Source organism: Pyrococcus horikoshii OT3 (assembly GCF_000011105.1).
In the GTDB taxonomy this organism is placed as follows: Archaea; Methanobacteriota_B; Thermococci; order Thermococcales; family Thermococcaceae; genus Pyrococcus; species Pyrococcus horikoshii.
This window is the reverse complement of the sequence record NC_000961.1, coordinates 1,121,198-1,137,823: the sequence shown is the minus strand read 5'-3', so window position 1 is coordinate 1,137,823 and position 16,626 is coordinate 1,121,198. Positions and strand designations below refer to the sequence as shown.

The window sequence follows — 16,626 nt, the reverse complement described above, 5'->3', positions numbered from 1 at the left end:
AAGTCTTTTTAAATTTAACCAACATTTTAACCTTAGTCATGGAAAATAAGTGGGAGGGAAAAATATGGAACCGAGACCAATGATACTTGAAGATAACCCCGAGATCCCAGCCGGTGCTGAAGAGGAGATTGAAGGAGGCGAGGAAACTGTAGAACAATTCTTCGCGCATAGCAAGGGAAATACCGTGTACATTTCGTTTGCAACAACTGATATGAGGATAACAATAGGGATAAGCCATGAAAAGGCCTCTCTTGAAGAGTTAGTAAAGGCCGTTAAAGAGCTACTTGCGGAATTTAGGAAGAGGGGTAAATAGTTTAAAATGATAATCTGAATTATGATAATGGTGATTATTACATGTTTCCATTTATTGACAGGAAAGCAGAGCTTAATGCACTCAAGAAGAGACTCGAAAAGAAGGGTTTCGAGCTTATAGTGGTTTATGGAAGAAGGAGAGTCGGTAAAACGCGTCTCGTTCTTGAAGCTGTGAAAAACTATCCTCATGTTTATTATTTAGCTGTTGAGGGAGACAACTTGAGACACTTCTGAAGAATTGCAGAAGAGAGATTCCCTGAAGTTAAGTACTCCAGAGAGGACTGGGAGGGGACGTTGCATGCGTTAAGGGAAAGAATAATCATAATTGATGAGTTCCCAAACCTAATTAAGGAAGATCCAAGGATACTTTCAATTTTTCAAAGGAGCGTTGATATTGACTTGTCAAACTCAAACACTAAGCTAATCCTCCTAGGATCTTCAGTTAGCATGATCACAGAAAAAGTGCTAAGCTATAAAAGCCCTCTATACGGAAGAAGAACGGGCTCTTTAAAGCTTAGGCCTATGAACTTCTTTACATTAAGGGAGTTCTTCCCGAGCTGTAGCTGGGAAGAGCTTGTAGAAATTTACGGAATGACAGATGGTATTCCCTTCTACATAATCCAAGTAAAACCACCATTTTGGGAGTTGCTTGAAGAGGAACTTAAAAATCCAATCAGCTTTTTTAAGGATGAAGTAGATTTCCTTCTCCGTTATGAATTCAGCGAAGTAACAACTTATAAGAGAATTTTAGAAGCAATAGCACTTGGAAAGACGACACTAAAGGAGATAAAGGATTTCACAGGGCTAAGGAACTCGGATATAACACCTTATCTCAGGAATTTAATTGAAGCTGATCTTATAGTTAGAGAAGTCCCCATTACTGAAAAAAAGACGTCCAAGAAAGGAAGGTACTACGTTTTAGACAATTTTCTAGCATTTTGGTTTCGCTTTATTTATCCAAACTTATCTCGCATCGAAGAAGGAATTTTTAACGTGGATGAAATAAAAGGAGAGTATCCGAGATACTTGGGATGGGTATTTGAAAAAATTGCAAGGCAATTCTTGATCGAACTAAACAAGATCAATAAGCTACCATTTAAGTTTGAAAAGATCGGAAGATGGTGGTACAAGGAAGAAGAAATTGATATAGTAGCCCTCAATGAAAGGGAGAAAAAAGGTCTATTGGTGGAAGTAAAGTGGAAGACGCTAAAGGAGAGAGAAGCAAGGGAAATCTTAGAGGTTTTAAATAAAAAATCCAAACTTCTTGGTTTGGAAGGATGGGAAAAGTACTATGGATTAATAGCCAGGGAAATTAAAAGAAAAGAACCTTTAATAGAGGATGGATATCTTGTTTGGGATCTAGAAGATTTTGAAGAGATAGTAAAGCAAAAATCAAGAGAGGGACTTTAAAACGAAAGCTAAAAGATCTGTAAGCTCCCTAGCCCTAGTTTCTGGTGAAGCTCCCATGTGCCCGCTCTTAGTTTCCACCCTTAGGTAAACTGGAGCACCAACCTCCTTAAGCTTCATGAAGAATTTTAGTGCATGTGCTGGATGAACCCTGTCATCGTGCAAACCTGTATAGATGAGCGTCAGGGGATATTTCTTGTTGGGGTCGACATTGTGATAGGGAGAATACTTCAGTAGGAACTCCCTATCCTTAGGATCGTCTGGATTCCCATATTCTGGAATCCAAACGCTTCCTATGTAAAGTTTATGGAACCTCAACATATCTATCACTGGATAACCGATCAATGCAGCATCCATAATATCTGGCCTCTGGGTTAAAGTTGCAGAAACTAAAAGCCCACCATTACTCCTCCCCCAGGCCGCAACCTTGTAACCCTCTTTCTTAAGCTTCTCAAGAACTGCTATGAAGTCATCAAATACATTCTGTTTGTTTTCCCTCATTCCGGCCCTATGCCATTCCTCGCCATATTCGCTTCCTCCTCTTAAGTTGGCCATAACGAATGTTCCTCCCCTTTTGAGGAATGGTATAACCTGGGGGAAGAACCTGGGGGTTAAGGCTATGTTAAAGCCTCCGTATCCAAAGACCCACGCCTTCTTCTCATCCTTCTCCCCTTTAATGATGAAGTAATGAATCCTCGTTCCATCTTTGCTTACGACAAAGTCCTCCTCAACCTTAAATTTCCCTTCAACCTTTCTTTCCTCTATAATTCTTAGCTTATCTTTGAACTCATAGAGTCTGTAAGGGATCGTGAAGCTGATGTACCTGAGGAGAACTTCTTTGTTGTTTTTATCTAATGGATGCAGTGCCCCTGGAATGTCAAAAGTGACTTCTTCAATTTTCTCCCCCTTTAATGTATAAACCTCCAACCTGTGGCTTGCGTGAACGAGCCTTCCCGCTACTATTTTATCATCAACTATTACGGCCCACTCTAATGGAAACTCCCCCTCTGGAATCACTTCCTCAATCTCGCCATCCTTTACTGCTATTACCTTCCCCATTCCTCTTCCTTCCCTGGTAAGGATATAGAGTTTTCCGTTAACTATATCTACGGGTTCCACAGGAACAGTAGCAGAGTAAACCTTCCTCCACTCCTGGGGCTTGTCAATGGGGCCAACGTATATTTCTCCCTGATTCCATCCATAGTTCAAGGTTAGCATTGCAAACTTATCATCTGAGCTCTTTCTGAGAGTCATGAAGTATCCGGATGTTAGCCCCTCTCCAAACACCATCTTCTCTCCTTCTTTATCCTTCCAGAATACCCTTTCAGCCGGAGGATCAACTCCATCAGGAGTTTTCTCCTTCCTATAGAACCTTGCAAAGTAATAGCCATCCTTTAAGAATAATATGTTCCAAATGGAGGGCTTTATCTCCTCTATAACTTCTCCACTCTTGAGGTCGATTATCCTCGTTATTCCCTCGTCAGCACCTCCAATTGAAAAGCTGTAAGCCAGCTTTTCACCTTCGTCGTCTGCTGTGAATCCCTGGAGTAAGACTTCATCTCCAACTTCCCTCTCTATTTCCTTTGAATCGACTATAACATCACCATCAAGCCACCTTATAATGCTCCTATCTTTCTCGTTATATGAAACTATAATTCCCCTCTTCGTTATCTTGGCCATGGTTACTGTGGGGATTGAAAAGTATTCCCAAACTTCGGGAAATAATTTGTCGCTAAGCTCTCCAATGAATTCTCTGAACTTCTTATTTTCCCTTTCAATTATCTCTCTAACCCTATTATCTTGGAGGTTCTCCATCCAGATGTAGGGATCCTCAACCATAAGATCACCATCTAAACGTTGAGTTAACTCTTATATGAAGTTTTCCTTATGTCGACTATTATTATTAGGGCCGAGACTAAATAAGCTAGCGGAACTGAGAGTAGGGCCCTCGAGTACCCTAATTTATCTATCAGAAATCCCACTACATAGGGGCCTGTAGTGGCTCCAAAAAAGCCAACCATATTTACAAAGCCCATTACAACTCCAAGATTACTTTTTTCAGCTTTTTCAGCTGTATAAGCCGTTATTATTCCCCCAACTGAATATAAGACTAAGCCCAAAGGTATTAGGAGTAAAGGAGTTGGAAAAACTATTATCAAGAAAGTCAAGAGAAAGTTAAGTAGGTAAGCGAGGAAGACGCTGACCTTTCCAGCATAATCATAGAGAAAACCCGCTGTCACTGATCCGAAGACTCCCACCAAGGAAAGTATGGAGAACATGAGGGAGGCCTCCTTTATATCTACCCCTTTAGAAACTAAGTAGGAAACCAAGAAGGTTAACATGGCAAAGAAAGCCCCAAGTCCCAGGAAGTTCGCTAAGCTTAATAGAAGGACTCCCTTGGGAATGCTGAACTTAGCCCTCTCAACTTCTACGGGTTCTCCCTTAACGGTTAGCACGAGGAGAACGCCAACTATAGAGCTCATTATCGAGAGAACTAGGAAGGAAAGCCTCCAGTTAAGCATTAGAGCAACTGGGACAACTATTAAAGGTGTTATTCCTGAGCCTATAGCAGGCCCAATCATAAAGAAGCCCAAAGCAGAACCTTTCTTCTCTCTAAAAAGCTCGCTTATTAGGGAAGTTGCAGGAGCATAATAGAGGCCAGCAAAGAAGCCATATAAAGCTCTGATGGCCACTAAATCCCAGTAATTTCTTGCAAGAACTATTAAAGCAGAAGATATTGAATATCCAAGTATACTGAGAGTCAGCAACTTTTTTCTCCCGATTTTATCTCCAATGTACCCAGCAGGTACTTGAATTAAAGAGTAAGGTAATAGCAGAGCCGTCATTAGAAGGCCAACCTCAGTATTGTTAATGCTTAACTCCTTCATGAGTATTGGAGCAAGGGAGGGAACGGCCATCCTGTGAGAGTAGTTGAATATCCATCCTAAGCTTATCAATATAAGTATTATTAGCTTCTGCACTCTTGATCACCTTCTAACGAGCTTAATTACAGCTTCAATATGGGGAGTGTGGGGAAACATGTCTATTAATAGAGCGTCATCCACCTTGTAAGCCTCTGAGAGGTAGTTCCTATAATCAAGGATGAACCTTAGCGGATTGCAAGAAACATATATAAGAGTGTTGGGGCCTTTCTTCACGATCCTCCTGGAGAACTCTTTTAATCCTTTCCTGGGTGGGTCGACTATTAGGGTTTCGTAACCTTCTAGCTCAGCATCTTCAGCTTTTCCTTGAATGAAAGTTGCATTTATCGAATTTATTTCAGCACTCCTTTTTGCCATCTCTACTGAGGTTCCATTTACCTCAACCCCTGTAACTTCGAATCCTCTCTTCGCAAGGTAAAGTGAGAGGGTGCCTATTCCCGAGTAAAGATCGAGAACTTTTGAACCTTCACAAAACTTCTCCACGCTCTTCAGTAGAAGGGGTAGAGCATAGCTATTCGTTTGGAAGAAAACGGAAGGGTGGATAAGGTAAGTTATTCCCTCAACTTTCTCCCTTATCACCTCGTTACCCAAAACTAAGGTTGGGAAGCCTCGTGGATCATCCTTCTTATCAGCTTTTAAGCTCCAATATATTGAATCCGCGAAGTTAAAAGCCTCCATAAGAGCTTCCCTATAGTTAAGGGGAACGTGGGCTATTATATTTACCATAACCTCGCCAGTAAACTTTCCCTCTCTAACCTGGAGGTAGTGAACGTCTCCTTCCCTCCAGTTCCATGGTTTTAGGTTAGATTCTCTCAAGAAATCTTTCAAAGCTTTTAGATACTTTGGAGTTCTCTCGGAAAAAATTGGACATTCCCTAATGTTAACTACTGTTTTTGGCATTCCGAACTCTTTGAATCCTATCCCGTTCACGGTTATTATGAAATTGCTGATGTTCCTAAAATACCATATCCTGGGAGAGCCTTTTATTTCGGCCTCAATTCCAGTTATCCTCTTGAAAATTTCCTCCTTTAACTTGAGTTGCTCTCTATACCTTAATCCCTGCCACAAACACCCACCACACTTACCGAAATGGCTACATTTACCAGGGATCCTCAGGGGAGAAGGAGTCATTAGCTTAAAGTCTCTTGCTATAATCTTTCCGAATCTTTCCCTCGTTTCAGTTACTTCAACTTCATCCCCAGGGTATGCAAACGGTACTAGGATATTTCCTAGGACTCCAAGGCCATTTTCGTTGATCTTGGTTATCTTCCCCCTCATTTCCACTCTAAGTGAGCTCTCTTGATTATAAATTTTCCCGAGAGACCATCCCAGAATTTCTCTGCATCATCTATGACGATCTTAGCTTTGAAAAACGGCATGTCAAGGACAAAGGTTTCGAATTCTCCTCCTTCCCCAGCGATGTGAATTCCATACTTTTCGCTGAGCTTTTTCAACTCCTCTAGGTTTTTATAGTTAAGCTCCCTCCCGAGCCAGCTTTCATTTAAACCGTAAGCGGAAACAGCAACGAATACTACCTTGAACCCAAGCTTTATTATCTCTAACATATATTGGTACGGATCCTTTTCCCAGGCCGGAGTGTAAACCTTTAGGCCGAGCTCTCTGGCTACATTTTCTATCCTTTCTTTCTGATATCTACTTGCTAATGCTCCAGCAACAATTCCGTCTACCTTTAACCCCTCTAAAACATTTTTTAAATCCTCAACTTCTTTCTCTTTCTCTCCTTTCGTGAATCCCTTAATTATTGGAATTCCAAGGGCCCTAGCTTGAAGGGAAGTAAGCTCTACATTTGGCGTATGGTACATGTAGCTCTCTTCATTTTCACTTACCATAGAAACTAAATATCTCACCCTGAGCCCACTTTTCAAGGCCCAATAAAGTGCATAATTGGAATCTTTTCCTCCAGAATAGAGTACCGCAACATCAGCTAAGCCCACCACTCATCATCCCATCAGGGTCCTGGCTGTTTCATCATTAAAAATAAAAATCACTTAGAAAGGAGCTTTGCATACTTCTTCTTTAACCTCTTCCCCTTCGGCTTTCCCCTTCCAAAGAGCCATCCATGAGCCTTGTTAACGTGCCTTATGTAATCCTTCCTCCTCTTGAAGACCATCCCACACCTCGGGCACCTTAAGAACTCCTCGCCATCCCTATCCCTTACTATGATCGCCTTGAGCCTCACCATTTTACCTCCCCATCCTTGAGTTGTCAGGGTATTTATAAAAGTTTCTAGAAGATTATACCCATCTCAAGGGCGATCTTCCTAAGCCTCTCTATCCTCTTCTCGGTTGGTGGATGGGTGGAGAATAACTCCGCAAAGTCTATTCCCCTAAATGGGTTAATTATGAACATGTGGGCCGTTGCTGGGTTACCCCTCCTAAGGGGTCTGTACCTCACGGCCTCCTCTATTTTCATGAGGGCACTAGCAAGGGCGTGAGGCTTCCCGCTTATCCTAGCCCCAGTTTCATCGGCTAGGTACTCCCTTGATCTGCTTATAGCTAGCTGGATTAAGGTTGCAGCAAGTGGAGCTAAGATTATAGCGAGAATTAATCCTATTACGCTTCCCGAATCTCTCTCGTCATCATAGGCTCCAAACCAAAGTGACCACCTAGCAAAATCAACGAGTATCATAATGGCCCCAGCCAAGACTGCTGCTATAGTCTGAATTAGTGTGTCTCTATTCTTTATATGACTTATCTCATGGGCTATAACTCCCTCAAGCTCATCTTTATTTAGTAGCTGTAGTAAACCCTCAGTTACGGCAACTACGGCATTTCTTGGGCTCCTCCCAGTTGCAAATGCATTTGGGACCATAGTTGGGACTATGGCAACCCTTGGCTTTGGAATTCCGGCTTGTCTAGCAAGCTTTTCTACGATATAATGGAGCTCGGGGGCTTCCTCCTCGCTAACTATCCTCGCGTTATACCAATTAAGAACAATAGAGTCGCTGAACCAATAGCTTATGAGGTTCATGAAAAGGGCCAGCGTGAAAGCTATTATCATCCCGCCAGTTCCGCCTAGAAGATAACCTATCCCCACTAATACTACAGTTAGAAGGGTCATTAAAATTCCAGTTCTTATCCAAAGACCTAAACCCATCTTACTCACCTCCAAGCCTTAGATAGGGTATTATCTCGTCATACACCTCACTCCAATCCACTATACCTACCCTCTTTTTAATGCCTGAATTGATTAGGCTTACTATCTCCTCAACAACATCTTCCGGAGATTTATTAGTAGTATCAACCTCTATAACATTTTCGTGTTCCTCGATGGCTTCTATAAGTACAGCATCTACGAGTTCAGCTTCAACATTTTCCCCTATCTTCTCTCTGTCATAACCCCTCTCTCTGAGCCTTTCTCCTATTAGTTTTGGATGGGCTCTGAGGACTACGACAAGGTCAACCGGCATTAAATGGCTTAGATGTCCATCTAAAACTGCATTCTTCCCCTTAAGTTCCCTCTCGATAAAGTAAGCTAGCTCATCGATCTCAACCTCAACTTCATCGTTTACCCTCCTCCCGCAACCCTTCTCAAGGGCGAAGTCTTTAAGGCTCACGTACTCATAGTTAAGCTTCTTGGCTAGAAGCTTGGCCACGGTAGTCTTTCCAACGCCAGGAGTGCCGGTTATAGCTATGAGCATGTCCCCACCATCGGTAAAAGTTAATACCTAGGTTTTAAAGGTATGGATCTAATATCGTTGATTAACGAACATTGATACAACGTTCAACGAGAAGTTTATAAATCCTTAGGGGAATAAATGTATAAGGTGACAATACATGGAGCTCGACCTCTTACTTAAAAGGTTGGACATAGTTAGAAGAAGGAGGGAGGCCCTACTTTTGGAAGAAGCTAGGTTGGCCAGGATGATAAGGCAAAAAAGGATAAAAAATGTTTCTCTGCTTAGGGTTATTAGAAGGGAAAAGGAGCTAGTTACAAGGGAAGAGGCTAAGATAGTTAGGTTTATAAAGCAGGCTGGAGCTTGAGTTATCTTTATTATTCTTTTTTTTAATATACTTATTCGATGATAATCCTTGGAATTCATGACGGTCACGACGCTGGGGCCGTGCTTCTTAATGATGAGGAGATATACGCTGTTAATGAGGAGAGGCTAAATAGGGTAAAGAAGTATAGAGGATTCCCAGAATTGAGCATTAGAAAAGTTCTTGAAATGTCGGGGACTGAGCCTGATGATGTAGATGTAATTGCAATTGCTGGTCTCTTCAGGAGGCAAAAGAGATTATTAGAGCTTGAACATAAATTAAAATCAATATTTGGTCCGAAATTTAAGGAAAAAGCTATTTTTGTTGAACATCACCTTGCCCATGCATCCTCGGCATACTATAGCTCAGGCCTTAGGGATGCTGTAGTTTTAACGATAGATGCAGCTGGAGATGGGCTGAGCTCCACTGTAAGTATAGCCAAAGATGGTCAGATGTTTAGAATAGCCCAGTCAACGTACATAGATTCCTTGGGTGATTTCTATGCTTCAGTAACGGAGTTGCTTGGTTTTAAGCCTATGAGGCATGAGGGGAAGGTTATGAGTTTAGCTGCTTACGGGAATCCAAGATACGAACTTTCAGCGATCATAGAGCTAAACGGTCTAACGTTCGAGAATAAGCTTAAGGTAATAGGTACTGAGGCTACGAAAAAGCTAGCAGAGTTTTTTGAATTTCCCTTAGAAAAGGCCAAAGAAGTATCCTCAAATCTTAAGAGGGGTATCATGGATAATGAACTCGAGAAGAAGGCAATAGAGATAGCAGCAAGTGCTCAAGCGCACTTAGAAAGGCTTATAGAAGAAATGGGGCTCGAGCTAAAGAAGTATGAACTCCCAATAGCGTACGCTGGAGGGGTTGCTCAGAACGTAAAAGCCAATGCAATTCTAAGGAGGATCTTCGGGGATATCTGGATCTTTCCAGCTATGGATGATGCCGGATTAGCGTTTGGCGCTGCAATTTATGTCAAAGCTCAAATGGAGTTGCTCTTTGGTAAGTGGAAACCCTTTAAGCTTAAACACGTCTTCCTGGGACCTTCTTATTCTCCCGAAGAAATAGAGGAAATCCTCAAGAGGGAAGGGCTTGAGTACGAAGAGGTTGACGTTCCTTCTTTCGTTGCGGATTCCTTGGTGGAGGGAAAGCTCGTTGGCCTATTCCAGGGAAGGTTGGAGTATGGACCAAGGGCCCTTGGGAACAGATCAATACTTGCCGATCCCAGGAATGAGAAAGTTAGGGAAAAACTAAATTTAGCATTGAGGAGAGATGTCTTCCAGCCCTTCGCCCCTTCAATATTAGAAGAAAGGTTTCCCGACTATATTGAGGACTTAACTGGTGAACCGAACAGATTTATGACGATGAGTTACTTAGCAAGTGAGGAATTCATGGAAGTTGCACCGGCAGTAGTTCACATTGACGGAACTACTAGGCCACAGAGCGTTCCAAAGGATCTTGGAACATATTATAAGATTATAAGGAGGTTCGAAAAAAGAACTGGAGTGGGAGCAGTCCTCAATACCTCCTTTAATATGCATGGAGAACCAATAGTTTGCTCACCTTTAGATGCCATAAGAACTGCTAAATCAGCAAAACTCGACGTTCTACTTTTGGAGAGGTTTGGTGTTTACATAGTATAATTGACAATTTGTGGGATGATAAGTTTTTTAAGTTCTGACGACTAATGGTAGTTGATAAGTTTCAATTAGGTGATAATCATGAGGTTTCTAATTAAGGTTAAGCCTGAGGAGAGGAAGTTTAGAGTTCCGTACAATCATCAGTACTTCTTGCAGGGATTAATATACAATAGGATAAAGCTCACTAATCCTAGACTTAGCACGTTCCTCCATGAGACGAAGGGACCAAAGCTATTTACATACTCTTTATTTATGACCGAAAGAAGGGAACATCCTAAAGGCTTGCCCTACTTCCTGGGCTATAGGAGGGGCTTCTTCTATTTTTCCACATGCATCCCTGAGATAGCGGAGGCTTTTATAACAGGCCTCTTTAGGGAACCGGAAATAACCCTCTGGGGAGAGAAGTTCTATCTGGAGGAGGTTAAGACCTTGAAAGAGCCGAAGAAGTTTAGTGGTTCAACGTTCATTACGTTATCTCCAATAGCAGTTACTATGGAAAAGGGAGGTAAGAGGTATGATGTTTCCCCTTTGGAGGAGGAATTCTATGCACTGATAAGGGAGAATCTCAAGGATAAGTATGTGATGATCAAAGGGGAAAAACCACCGGATGACTTTGAAATGGAGATTATAGCGGCCAAGCCGAAGAGGTTTGAAGTTAAGCCTGGAATTTATCAGATGGCTTGGCACCTCGTGTTTAGGGCTTATGGTGATGATGAACTGATAAGAGTGGGTTACGTGGTAGGTTTTGGAGAGAAGAATTCGTTGGGGTTTGGGATGGTAAAGGTAGATGAGCAGAGAAAAAGACGGAAAAACATTGGGAGCTTTCAAGAAAGTATGAGTTTTAATGAGAACAGGGAACTAGAAACCGGGACATAGTTACTTAATAAAATTTAAAAAATTACTCTCTTTATTTTCGTATTTTTAGGTTATTATGATTCAAGAAAAAGTTAAAAGATATAAATGCTTTAATTATATCTTGAATTAGTGATAATTTATGTATGAAGTAGAGTTTGAAATAGAGCTTATAACCCTTGCAAGAGATAACCAGAGGGAACAAGAGATTGAGGCTTTCTTTAGTGTGCTTTCTTAGAGCGTAGGAGGCTTGTTGAACATGTTTAGCTGGACTGGGCATCCCTTTGTTGATGGGGGTTTAGTTGCCCTCCTCTTATACTCTGGAAAAACTAGACCTGAAGAACTAACCCAGGAGGACATTGAAAAAGCCATAAAATTTGCATCTGAACTATACTCTAGAAAAGAGTGGAGTTCCAGTTATCTTCATGCCCTTCTTTTTCCAAATAGTGGATTATTAATGGCCAACCCAAGTATGACCAAGAAAAGGACTCCTGAGAATATTGCAAAAAACTTAGAAAGCTTGCTCCAAGAGAAAGAGGATCCTAGTACACCACTTTGTGAAATTTGTGGTAGAAGGCACTCACGTAGCAAGCCCGTTTATCGCTCTGAATTCCCTCTCATTGGGAGCGGAGGGGTTCCAAACTATTTCCCCTCGGGAAAAGATGGTGCAAACATCTGTTCCCACTGTTTGTTCCTCGTGCAATTCATGCCCCTAATCCTCTACCGTCTCCCCAGATTACTTCTAATTCATACATATCCACCAGAACTAATGCTAGAGCTCCACAGGGAAGCATTAAATGATGTCCTTCTTACCAGACTAGTCTCCTCCGGAAGGGGCTACAAAAGGCCTGAAAACTTCCTGTTTACCCTTCTTACTGAAGTTAGCCTAAAAACTGAAGATGAAAAACTATGGGAGAATGCCTCAATAACCCTTTATTACTTCACTAATCCAAACAGGGGAAGGCCAGAGATGACTATTATTCACGTTCCTTCCACAGTAACAAGGTTTGTAGCTCATGCAGCTAGGCATGATCGGGCCGGATGGGAGAGGATTGTAGCTATGGGATGGAGGAAAGGTCGTGAAAATGAGAAAGTTCACTCGAATGAGGTCTATCAAAAGCTTTTGAGCGGAGAAAGCATCCTTCCGTACTTTATAAATATGACCGAAAGAAAGCCGAATGCTAGCTGGAATCTCCTCTTCTTTTATTGTACGGAGGTGTTAGGGTTGAACAAAGAAGCCCTTGAGTTTATTAAAGAGGTTGGGGATAGGATAGTTGAAACTTTAAAAGAGCTCCCGGACAATAAGCTTTCCGCAAGAGTTAGGGAACTTGAAAGATCCGAAAAGCTTTATCAGTTTGAAGCGTTTTTTGTAAACCTAGAGAAACTCCGCCAGAGATTGGGTCTTAAGGGTTCATTGATGACTTTTGACGAGTTTGCTAGGCTATTGACAACGTATGGGGAGGATTTGGAGATTTCCTGGAGAACTGTTAGAAATCTTTTGCTTTTTAGGATTTATGAAAAGCTCCACGATAGACTCGCCAAGGTTGAAGCTTCCGAAGAAACTGAATTCTATGGAGCCGGGGAGGAGGTGGAAGAATGAAGTTTGCTGCAGGTTTCGTATTGATTGATGCCCCACACTCCGCCCTAAATATGTTGGGTATTGACGAAAGTCTACCCGACAGAAACGTTACGAGGGTAAAGACTCTCAGAAGGGGAGGAAATAGGTACGTATATATTTCTCCACAGGCCTGGAGGTATTGGTGGAGAATAACATTAAAGGAGTATTTCAACTGGGAACTCTCCCCACTGTTTAGGGAAGAAAAACAGGTATTTACAGCAGCAAACCCTATTAAATATCCGGATGACGATGTGTTTGGCTACATGCGGGCTTACAAGAAGAACAAAGTTAACGTTACGGTCACAAGGATATCTCCGCTGAAAAATACTCCATTGGTTTCGGTACTTCCAGACAGAAGTTCCCTAACAATAGATGAGGGGTACGCATCGAGGCATGAAGGGGATCCCGTCCCCTATAGTCAAGAATTTTATTCCACAGTTCTAAAGGGAGCGTTCTCACTTGACTTGGATTTAGTTGGAAGGTTCACAACTAAGAACAAAGCCGGGTACAAAAACTTGCTGACAAGAGATGACATCCCGAAGAAGGGAAAGGGTGAAGATATAGTCAAAGAAATTAAGGAGTTAGAAGAGCTAGCTAGAAATGTTGGAGTTGAGATTAAAGATGGCGAATGGATAATGCCAAAAGAGATAAGGAAAAAGAGGTCCATTGAAACTATAAAGGCCCTTCGCTATTTAACGGGAGGAGCAAAGCAAACTCAGTATCACACTGATGTCACACCAAAATTATTCCTGGGGATAATCGTGAATGGAGGTATAAACCCGTTCATTAGTGACATAGTAAGAGAAGAAAAGGGGGAAATTATTCTAGATGCTGAAGCGCTAGCGACAAGGCTGGAGGACTTTTCCGATATAATAGATTCAAAACTGTTCCTGGGGTACGACATGGGGTTTGTAAGATCTCTGGGCTTAGAGATAGAGGCAATAAAATCCACTGCTGGCATCGAAGTTGTGGAAGGGAAAGTCGGAGAGATCATTGAAAAGTTTGCAGAAGAGGCTGGGAAATATTACATCTAAAGGTGAGGAAATGATCAGGGTGAAATTAAAATCTTGGACGGCTTCATTTCGTTATCCTACATTTCAAGCTGGGTATCAGCCTACCCTTCCAGTTCCCCCTCCTTTCACTATCCAAGGAATACTCTCCTGTGCAAGGGGGGAGCCCGTTTATTTATCGGAACTCCAGTATATTGGCTACGTTTTCAGAAGTGAAGGGAAAGGGATTGACTTAGAAAGGATCCATTCCCTCTCAAAGGAAGAAACAGATGTCATAGCGAGAGAAATTCTTTACGATGCAGAGCTCTATCTTTACCTTCCAGATGATTGGAAAGAATATTTCAGAAAACCTAAGTATCAACTCCTCCTGGGAAGGTCAAGCGATCTTGCCACCCTAGAAGAGATAAAGAAGGTGGAGCTTGAAGAGAGGGAAGCCCCAGTAGGGGGAACCGTAGTCCCAATAGAGCTAGGTATACCTGGAATAGTTCATACATTAGTCGTTGAATACGATTACTCAACGATTCCCAGGAAGGCAAGGCTCATTAAACCTTTCGTGATTACCCTCTTCCCAAGAAATGAAGGTGAGAGAAAGAGGCAAATGGTTAGAGCTCTCTACGATCCTGAACTCAATATAGGAGTTTACCTGCACAGGTGGAAGAAATGAAGGTATGCTTTGCAAAATTCAATCCGCATGACTTCCTGGAATGCCACGTTATGGATGCTATTAACGTTCTCAAAAGCATGAAAAGGGCTTTTCCTTGGCTGGAGGAGATCTTCCCCGAAGTTTGGGAATTAGAGTTTTACACCATCATCCTCCATGACCTTGGAAAATGTGCCCTTGGTTTCCAGAAAAATCCAAAAACGTGGGGATACAGACATGAAATTCTCTCCACGCCCTTCATTCAATTTTTAGACCTTAAAGATGAGCATAAAATGTTAGTGGGATTGTCAATTCTCACCCACCATAAGCCAATAAGCGAGGTGAAAAACTATATCCCTATTGGAGAATACAGGGGAGAATATGAAGCGAGAGTCGAAGAGCTCCTCGAAAATAAGGAATACATTGAAATGTATTTTTTGAAGATCCCTCTTTGGGAAATCTACGTATTTGGGAAAAAGAAAAAGTTACTAGAGCTACCAAAGAACTGGGAGGAGGATGTAAGGGACTTTCACTTTGAAGATCTATTGAAGTGGTATGAGGAAAATGTAAACAGGTTGAGGGATGAAATGATAATTTTAAAGGGTCTATTAAATGCCTGTGATCACCTAGCTTCCGCAGGAGAGAGCTCAATAAGATTTCTACCAGACATAGAGCAGTTTGTGGAGATGAAAATTCCGAGGGAGAAGTGGAGACCACTTCAATTAAGCTCCTCGATGACAGAGGGAGATGTAATTCTCTATGCCCCCACAGGTTATGGAAAGACTGAAGCAGCCCTTTTATGGGCGAATAAAAACGCTCACAGAACTAAGAAAGGAATATCGAGTAGAATATTTTACATTCTTCCATACAAAGCTAGTATAAATGCCATGCACAGAAGATTACTGGAAATGTTTAAAGACCCAGGATTGGTTGGCCTACTTCACAGTTCATCGGGAATTTACCTGTACTCTTCTTCTTTGGAGTACAAGAGGTTGCTCTCCCTTTACGGGAAGATCTATTCCCCAATAAAGATTACTACCCCCTTCCAGATAATGAAGGCATTCTTTGGTGTTGGATTCTTTGAAATCACATTAGTAGAGCTGATTAACTCACTTTTGATCTTTGACGAGATCCATGCCTATGAGTCAAATATCTTGGGAATTATATTGGCCATGTTAGAGCTACTGAAGGAGAAAAGGGCAAAAGCCCTTGTAATGACGGCAACCTTTCCAAAGTTCCTGGAAGAGCTAATAAAGTCGATTTTAAATCCAAAAGAACTTAAAACTCCTCCAGAGGAAGCGGATAAATTCACAAGGCATAGAGTGAACGTGATAGATGGGGATATAAGAACCTTAGATTCGGAAGAATTCCCTGGGCCAAGGCCTATATTGATTGCATGTAACACCGTGAATACCTCCATCGAAGTGTATTCAAAACTCAAAGAAAGCGGAGCGAACGTCATGCTAATTCACGGTAGGTTTACCTACGGAGACAGGGAAGATAAAGAGAAGATGCTGATGAATTCATTAAGCGATTTCGACTTCGTCGTGGCAACTCAGGTAATTGAGGTTTCCCTGGATATAGACTTTGGGAGCATTATTACGGAACCAGCTCCCCTTGATGCTCTAATTCAGAGGTTTGGCAGGGTAAATAGGAGAGGGTTTGGCAAGCCTAGAGATGTTTACGTTCTGACAAAGGGAAGTGAAGATGACAAAAATGTATACAGACCGTATGATGTTGTTGAAGAGACTGTAAAGATACTTAGGGAAATTAATGGAAAAGAGCTTAGGGAATCATTAATACCCTATTTAATAACGGAAGCCTACAGAAGGGAAGAGAATAAAATAGTGGATAAAGTTCTCGAGCATAAAGAGTATGCCATGAGATTATTTAAAGAAATAAGACCAATGGACAACTACATTGAGGGAGAAATGGAATTTTATAAATTATTTGGAGGAATTGAGGCCATTCCAGGAACATACCAACATGTCGTGGAAGACCTTTTGAACAAAGGTCAGTACATGGAGGTTCACAAATACCTGGTTCCTATCCCTTACTGGCTATTCTTCGCAGAACAAGAAAACTTCCACAGATTATCCGATAAGGGACCCGGGAAGTATTTGCTGGTGGCGGAACTCGAATATTCACCTGAGCTAGGCCTCTTAAGGAAACCGCTTGAGGGGGATATTATTTAAGTGGTG

Annotated in this window: 15 protein-coding genes and 1 pseudogene; 9 read left to right on the top strand and 7 right to left on the bottom strand. The window is 41.8% G+C overall.

The annotated features are described in order from the left end of the window. Positions 1-64 precede the first annotated feature (64 nt). Positions 65-313: a hypothetical protein gene (locus tag PH_RS05940; protein WP_048053345.1), complete on the top strand. Its 249-nt coding sequence runs from the start codon at positions 65-67 to the stop codon at positions 311-313. 41 nt (positions 314-354) lie between these two features. Then, a pseudogene (locus PH_RS05935) lies at positions 355-1,722 on the top strand (ATP-binding protein). On the opposite strand, the gene PH_RS05930 reads toward PH_RS05935, so the two are convergent. The 7 genes from PH_RS05930 to PH_RS05900 are packed head-to-tail and all read right to left on the bottom strand — an operon-like array spanning position 1,705 to position 8,322. Continuing rightward, positions 1,705-3,558, bottom strand: a complete 1,854-nt coding sequence (locus PH_RS05930) for a prolyl oligopeptidase family serine peptidase (protein ID WP_010885350.1) — start codon at positions 3,556-3,558, stop codon at positions 1,705-1,707. The pseudogene PH_RS05935 and the gene PH_RS05930 sit on opposite strands and share 18 nt — an antisense overlap. Positions 3,559-3,581: 23 nt before the next feature. Next, the gene (locus tag PH_RS05925; protein WP_010885349.1) at positions 3,582-4,700 is read right to left on the bottom strand and encodes an MFS transporter; all 1,119 of its coding nucleotides are present in this window, start codon (positions 4,698-4,700) and stop codon (positions 3,582-3,584) included. Positions 4,701-4,706: 6 nt separating this feature from the next. Then, positions 4,707-5,939, bottom strand: a complete 1,233-nt coding sequence (rlmD, locus tag PH_RS05920; RefSeq protein WP_048053344.1) for a 23S rRNA (uracil(1939)-C(5))-methyltransferase RlmD — start codon at positions 5,937-5,939, stop codon at positions 4,707-4,709. After that, positions 5,936-6,619, bottom strand: coding sequence for a diphthine--ammonia ligase (locus PH_RS05915; protein WP_010885347.1), 684 nt, complete (start codon positions 6,617-6,619; stop codon positions 5,936-5,938). The genes rlmD and PH_RS05915 overlap by 4 nt, the downstream gene beginning before the upstream one ends. A 47-nt stretch (positions 6,620-6,666) precedes the next feature. Beyond that, positions 6,667-6,864, bottom strand: a complete 198-nt coding sequence (locus tag PH_RS05910) for a C2H2-type zinc finger protein (RefSeq protein ID WP_010885346.1) — start codon at positions 6,862-6,864, stop codon at positions 6,667-6,669. A 44-nt stretch (positions 6,865-6,908) separates the two neighbouring features. Further along, positions 6,909-7,778, bottom strand: coding sequence for a zinc metalloprotease HtpX (locus tag PH_RS05905; protein WP_048053343.1), 870 nt, complete (start codon positions 7,776-7,778; stop codon positions 6,909-6,911). Position 7,779: 1 nt separating this feature from the next. Then, on the bottom strand, positions 7,780-8,322 hold the full coding sequence (locus PH_RS05900; protein ID WP_010885344.1) for an adenylate kinase family protein: 543 nt from the start codon (positions 8,320-8,322) through the stop codon (positions 7,780-7,782). Between the two features lie 136 nt (positions 8,323-8,458). On the opposite strand from PH_RS05900, the gene PH_RS05895 reads away from it, so the two are divergent. The 7 genes from PH_RS05895 (at position 8,459) to PH_RS05865 (ending at position 16,620) form a co-directional block, all read left to right on the top strand. Continuing rightward, a complete protein-coding gene (locus tag PH_RS05895) occupies positions 8,459-8,665 on the top strand; it encodes a hypothetical protein (protein ID WP_010885343.1) in 207 nt (68 codons plus the stop codon). A 38-nt stretch (positions 8,666-8,703) separates the two neighbouring features. Continuing rightward, on the top strand, positions 8,704-10,308 hold the full coding sequence (locus tag PH_RS05890) for a carbamoyltransferase family protein (protein WP_010885341.1): 1,605 nt from the start codon (positions 8,704-8,706) through the stop codon (positions 10,306-10,308). 78 nt (positions 10,309-10,386) lie between these two features. Next, positions 10,387-11,181, top strand: a complete 795-nt coding sequence (cas6, locus tag PH_RS05885; protein ID WP_048053342.1) for a CRISPR-associated endoribonuclease Cas6 — start codon at positions 10,387-10,389, stop codon at positions 11,179-11,181. 235 nt (positions 11,182-11,416) lie between these two features. After that, positions 11,417-12,757 (top strand): type I-B CRISPR-associated protein Cas8b1/Cst1, encoded by a 1,341-nt coding sequence (gene cas8a1, locus PH_RS05880; protein ID WP_010885339.1) that lies wholly within the window; start codon positions 11,417-11,419, stop codon positions 12,755-12,757. Continuing rightward, positions 12,754-13,809 carry a type I-B CRISPR-associated protein Cas7/Cst2/DevR gene (cas7i, locus tag PH_RS05875; RefSeq protein ID WP_010885338.1) on the top strand — a complete coding sequence of 352 codons (1,056 nt, stop codon included), beginning with the start codon at positions 12,754-12,756 and terminating at the stop codon, positions 13,807-13,809. Before cas8a1 ends, cas7i begins: the two co-directional genes overlap by 4 nt. 10 nt (positions 13,810-13,819) lie before the next feature. Beyond that, entirely contained in the window at positions 13,820-14,449 is a 630-nt protein-coding gene (cas5b, locus tag PH_RS05870) for a type I-B CRISPR-associated protein Cas5b (RefSeq protein WP_048053341.1), read from the top strand. Then, positions 14,446-16,620, top strand: a complete 2,175-nt coding sequence (locus PH_RS05865) for a CRISPR-associated helicase/endonuclease Cas3 (protein ID WP_048053340.1) — start codon at positions 14,446-14,448, stop codon at positions 16,618-16,620. Before cas5b ends, PH_RS05865 begins: the two co-directional genes overlap by 4 nt. Positions 16,621-16,626: the final 6 nt, after the last annotated feature.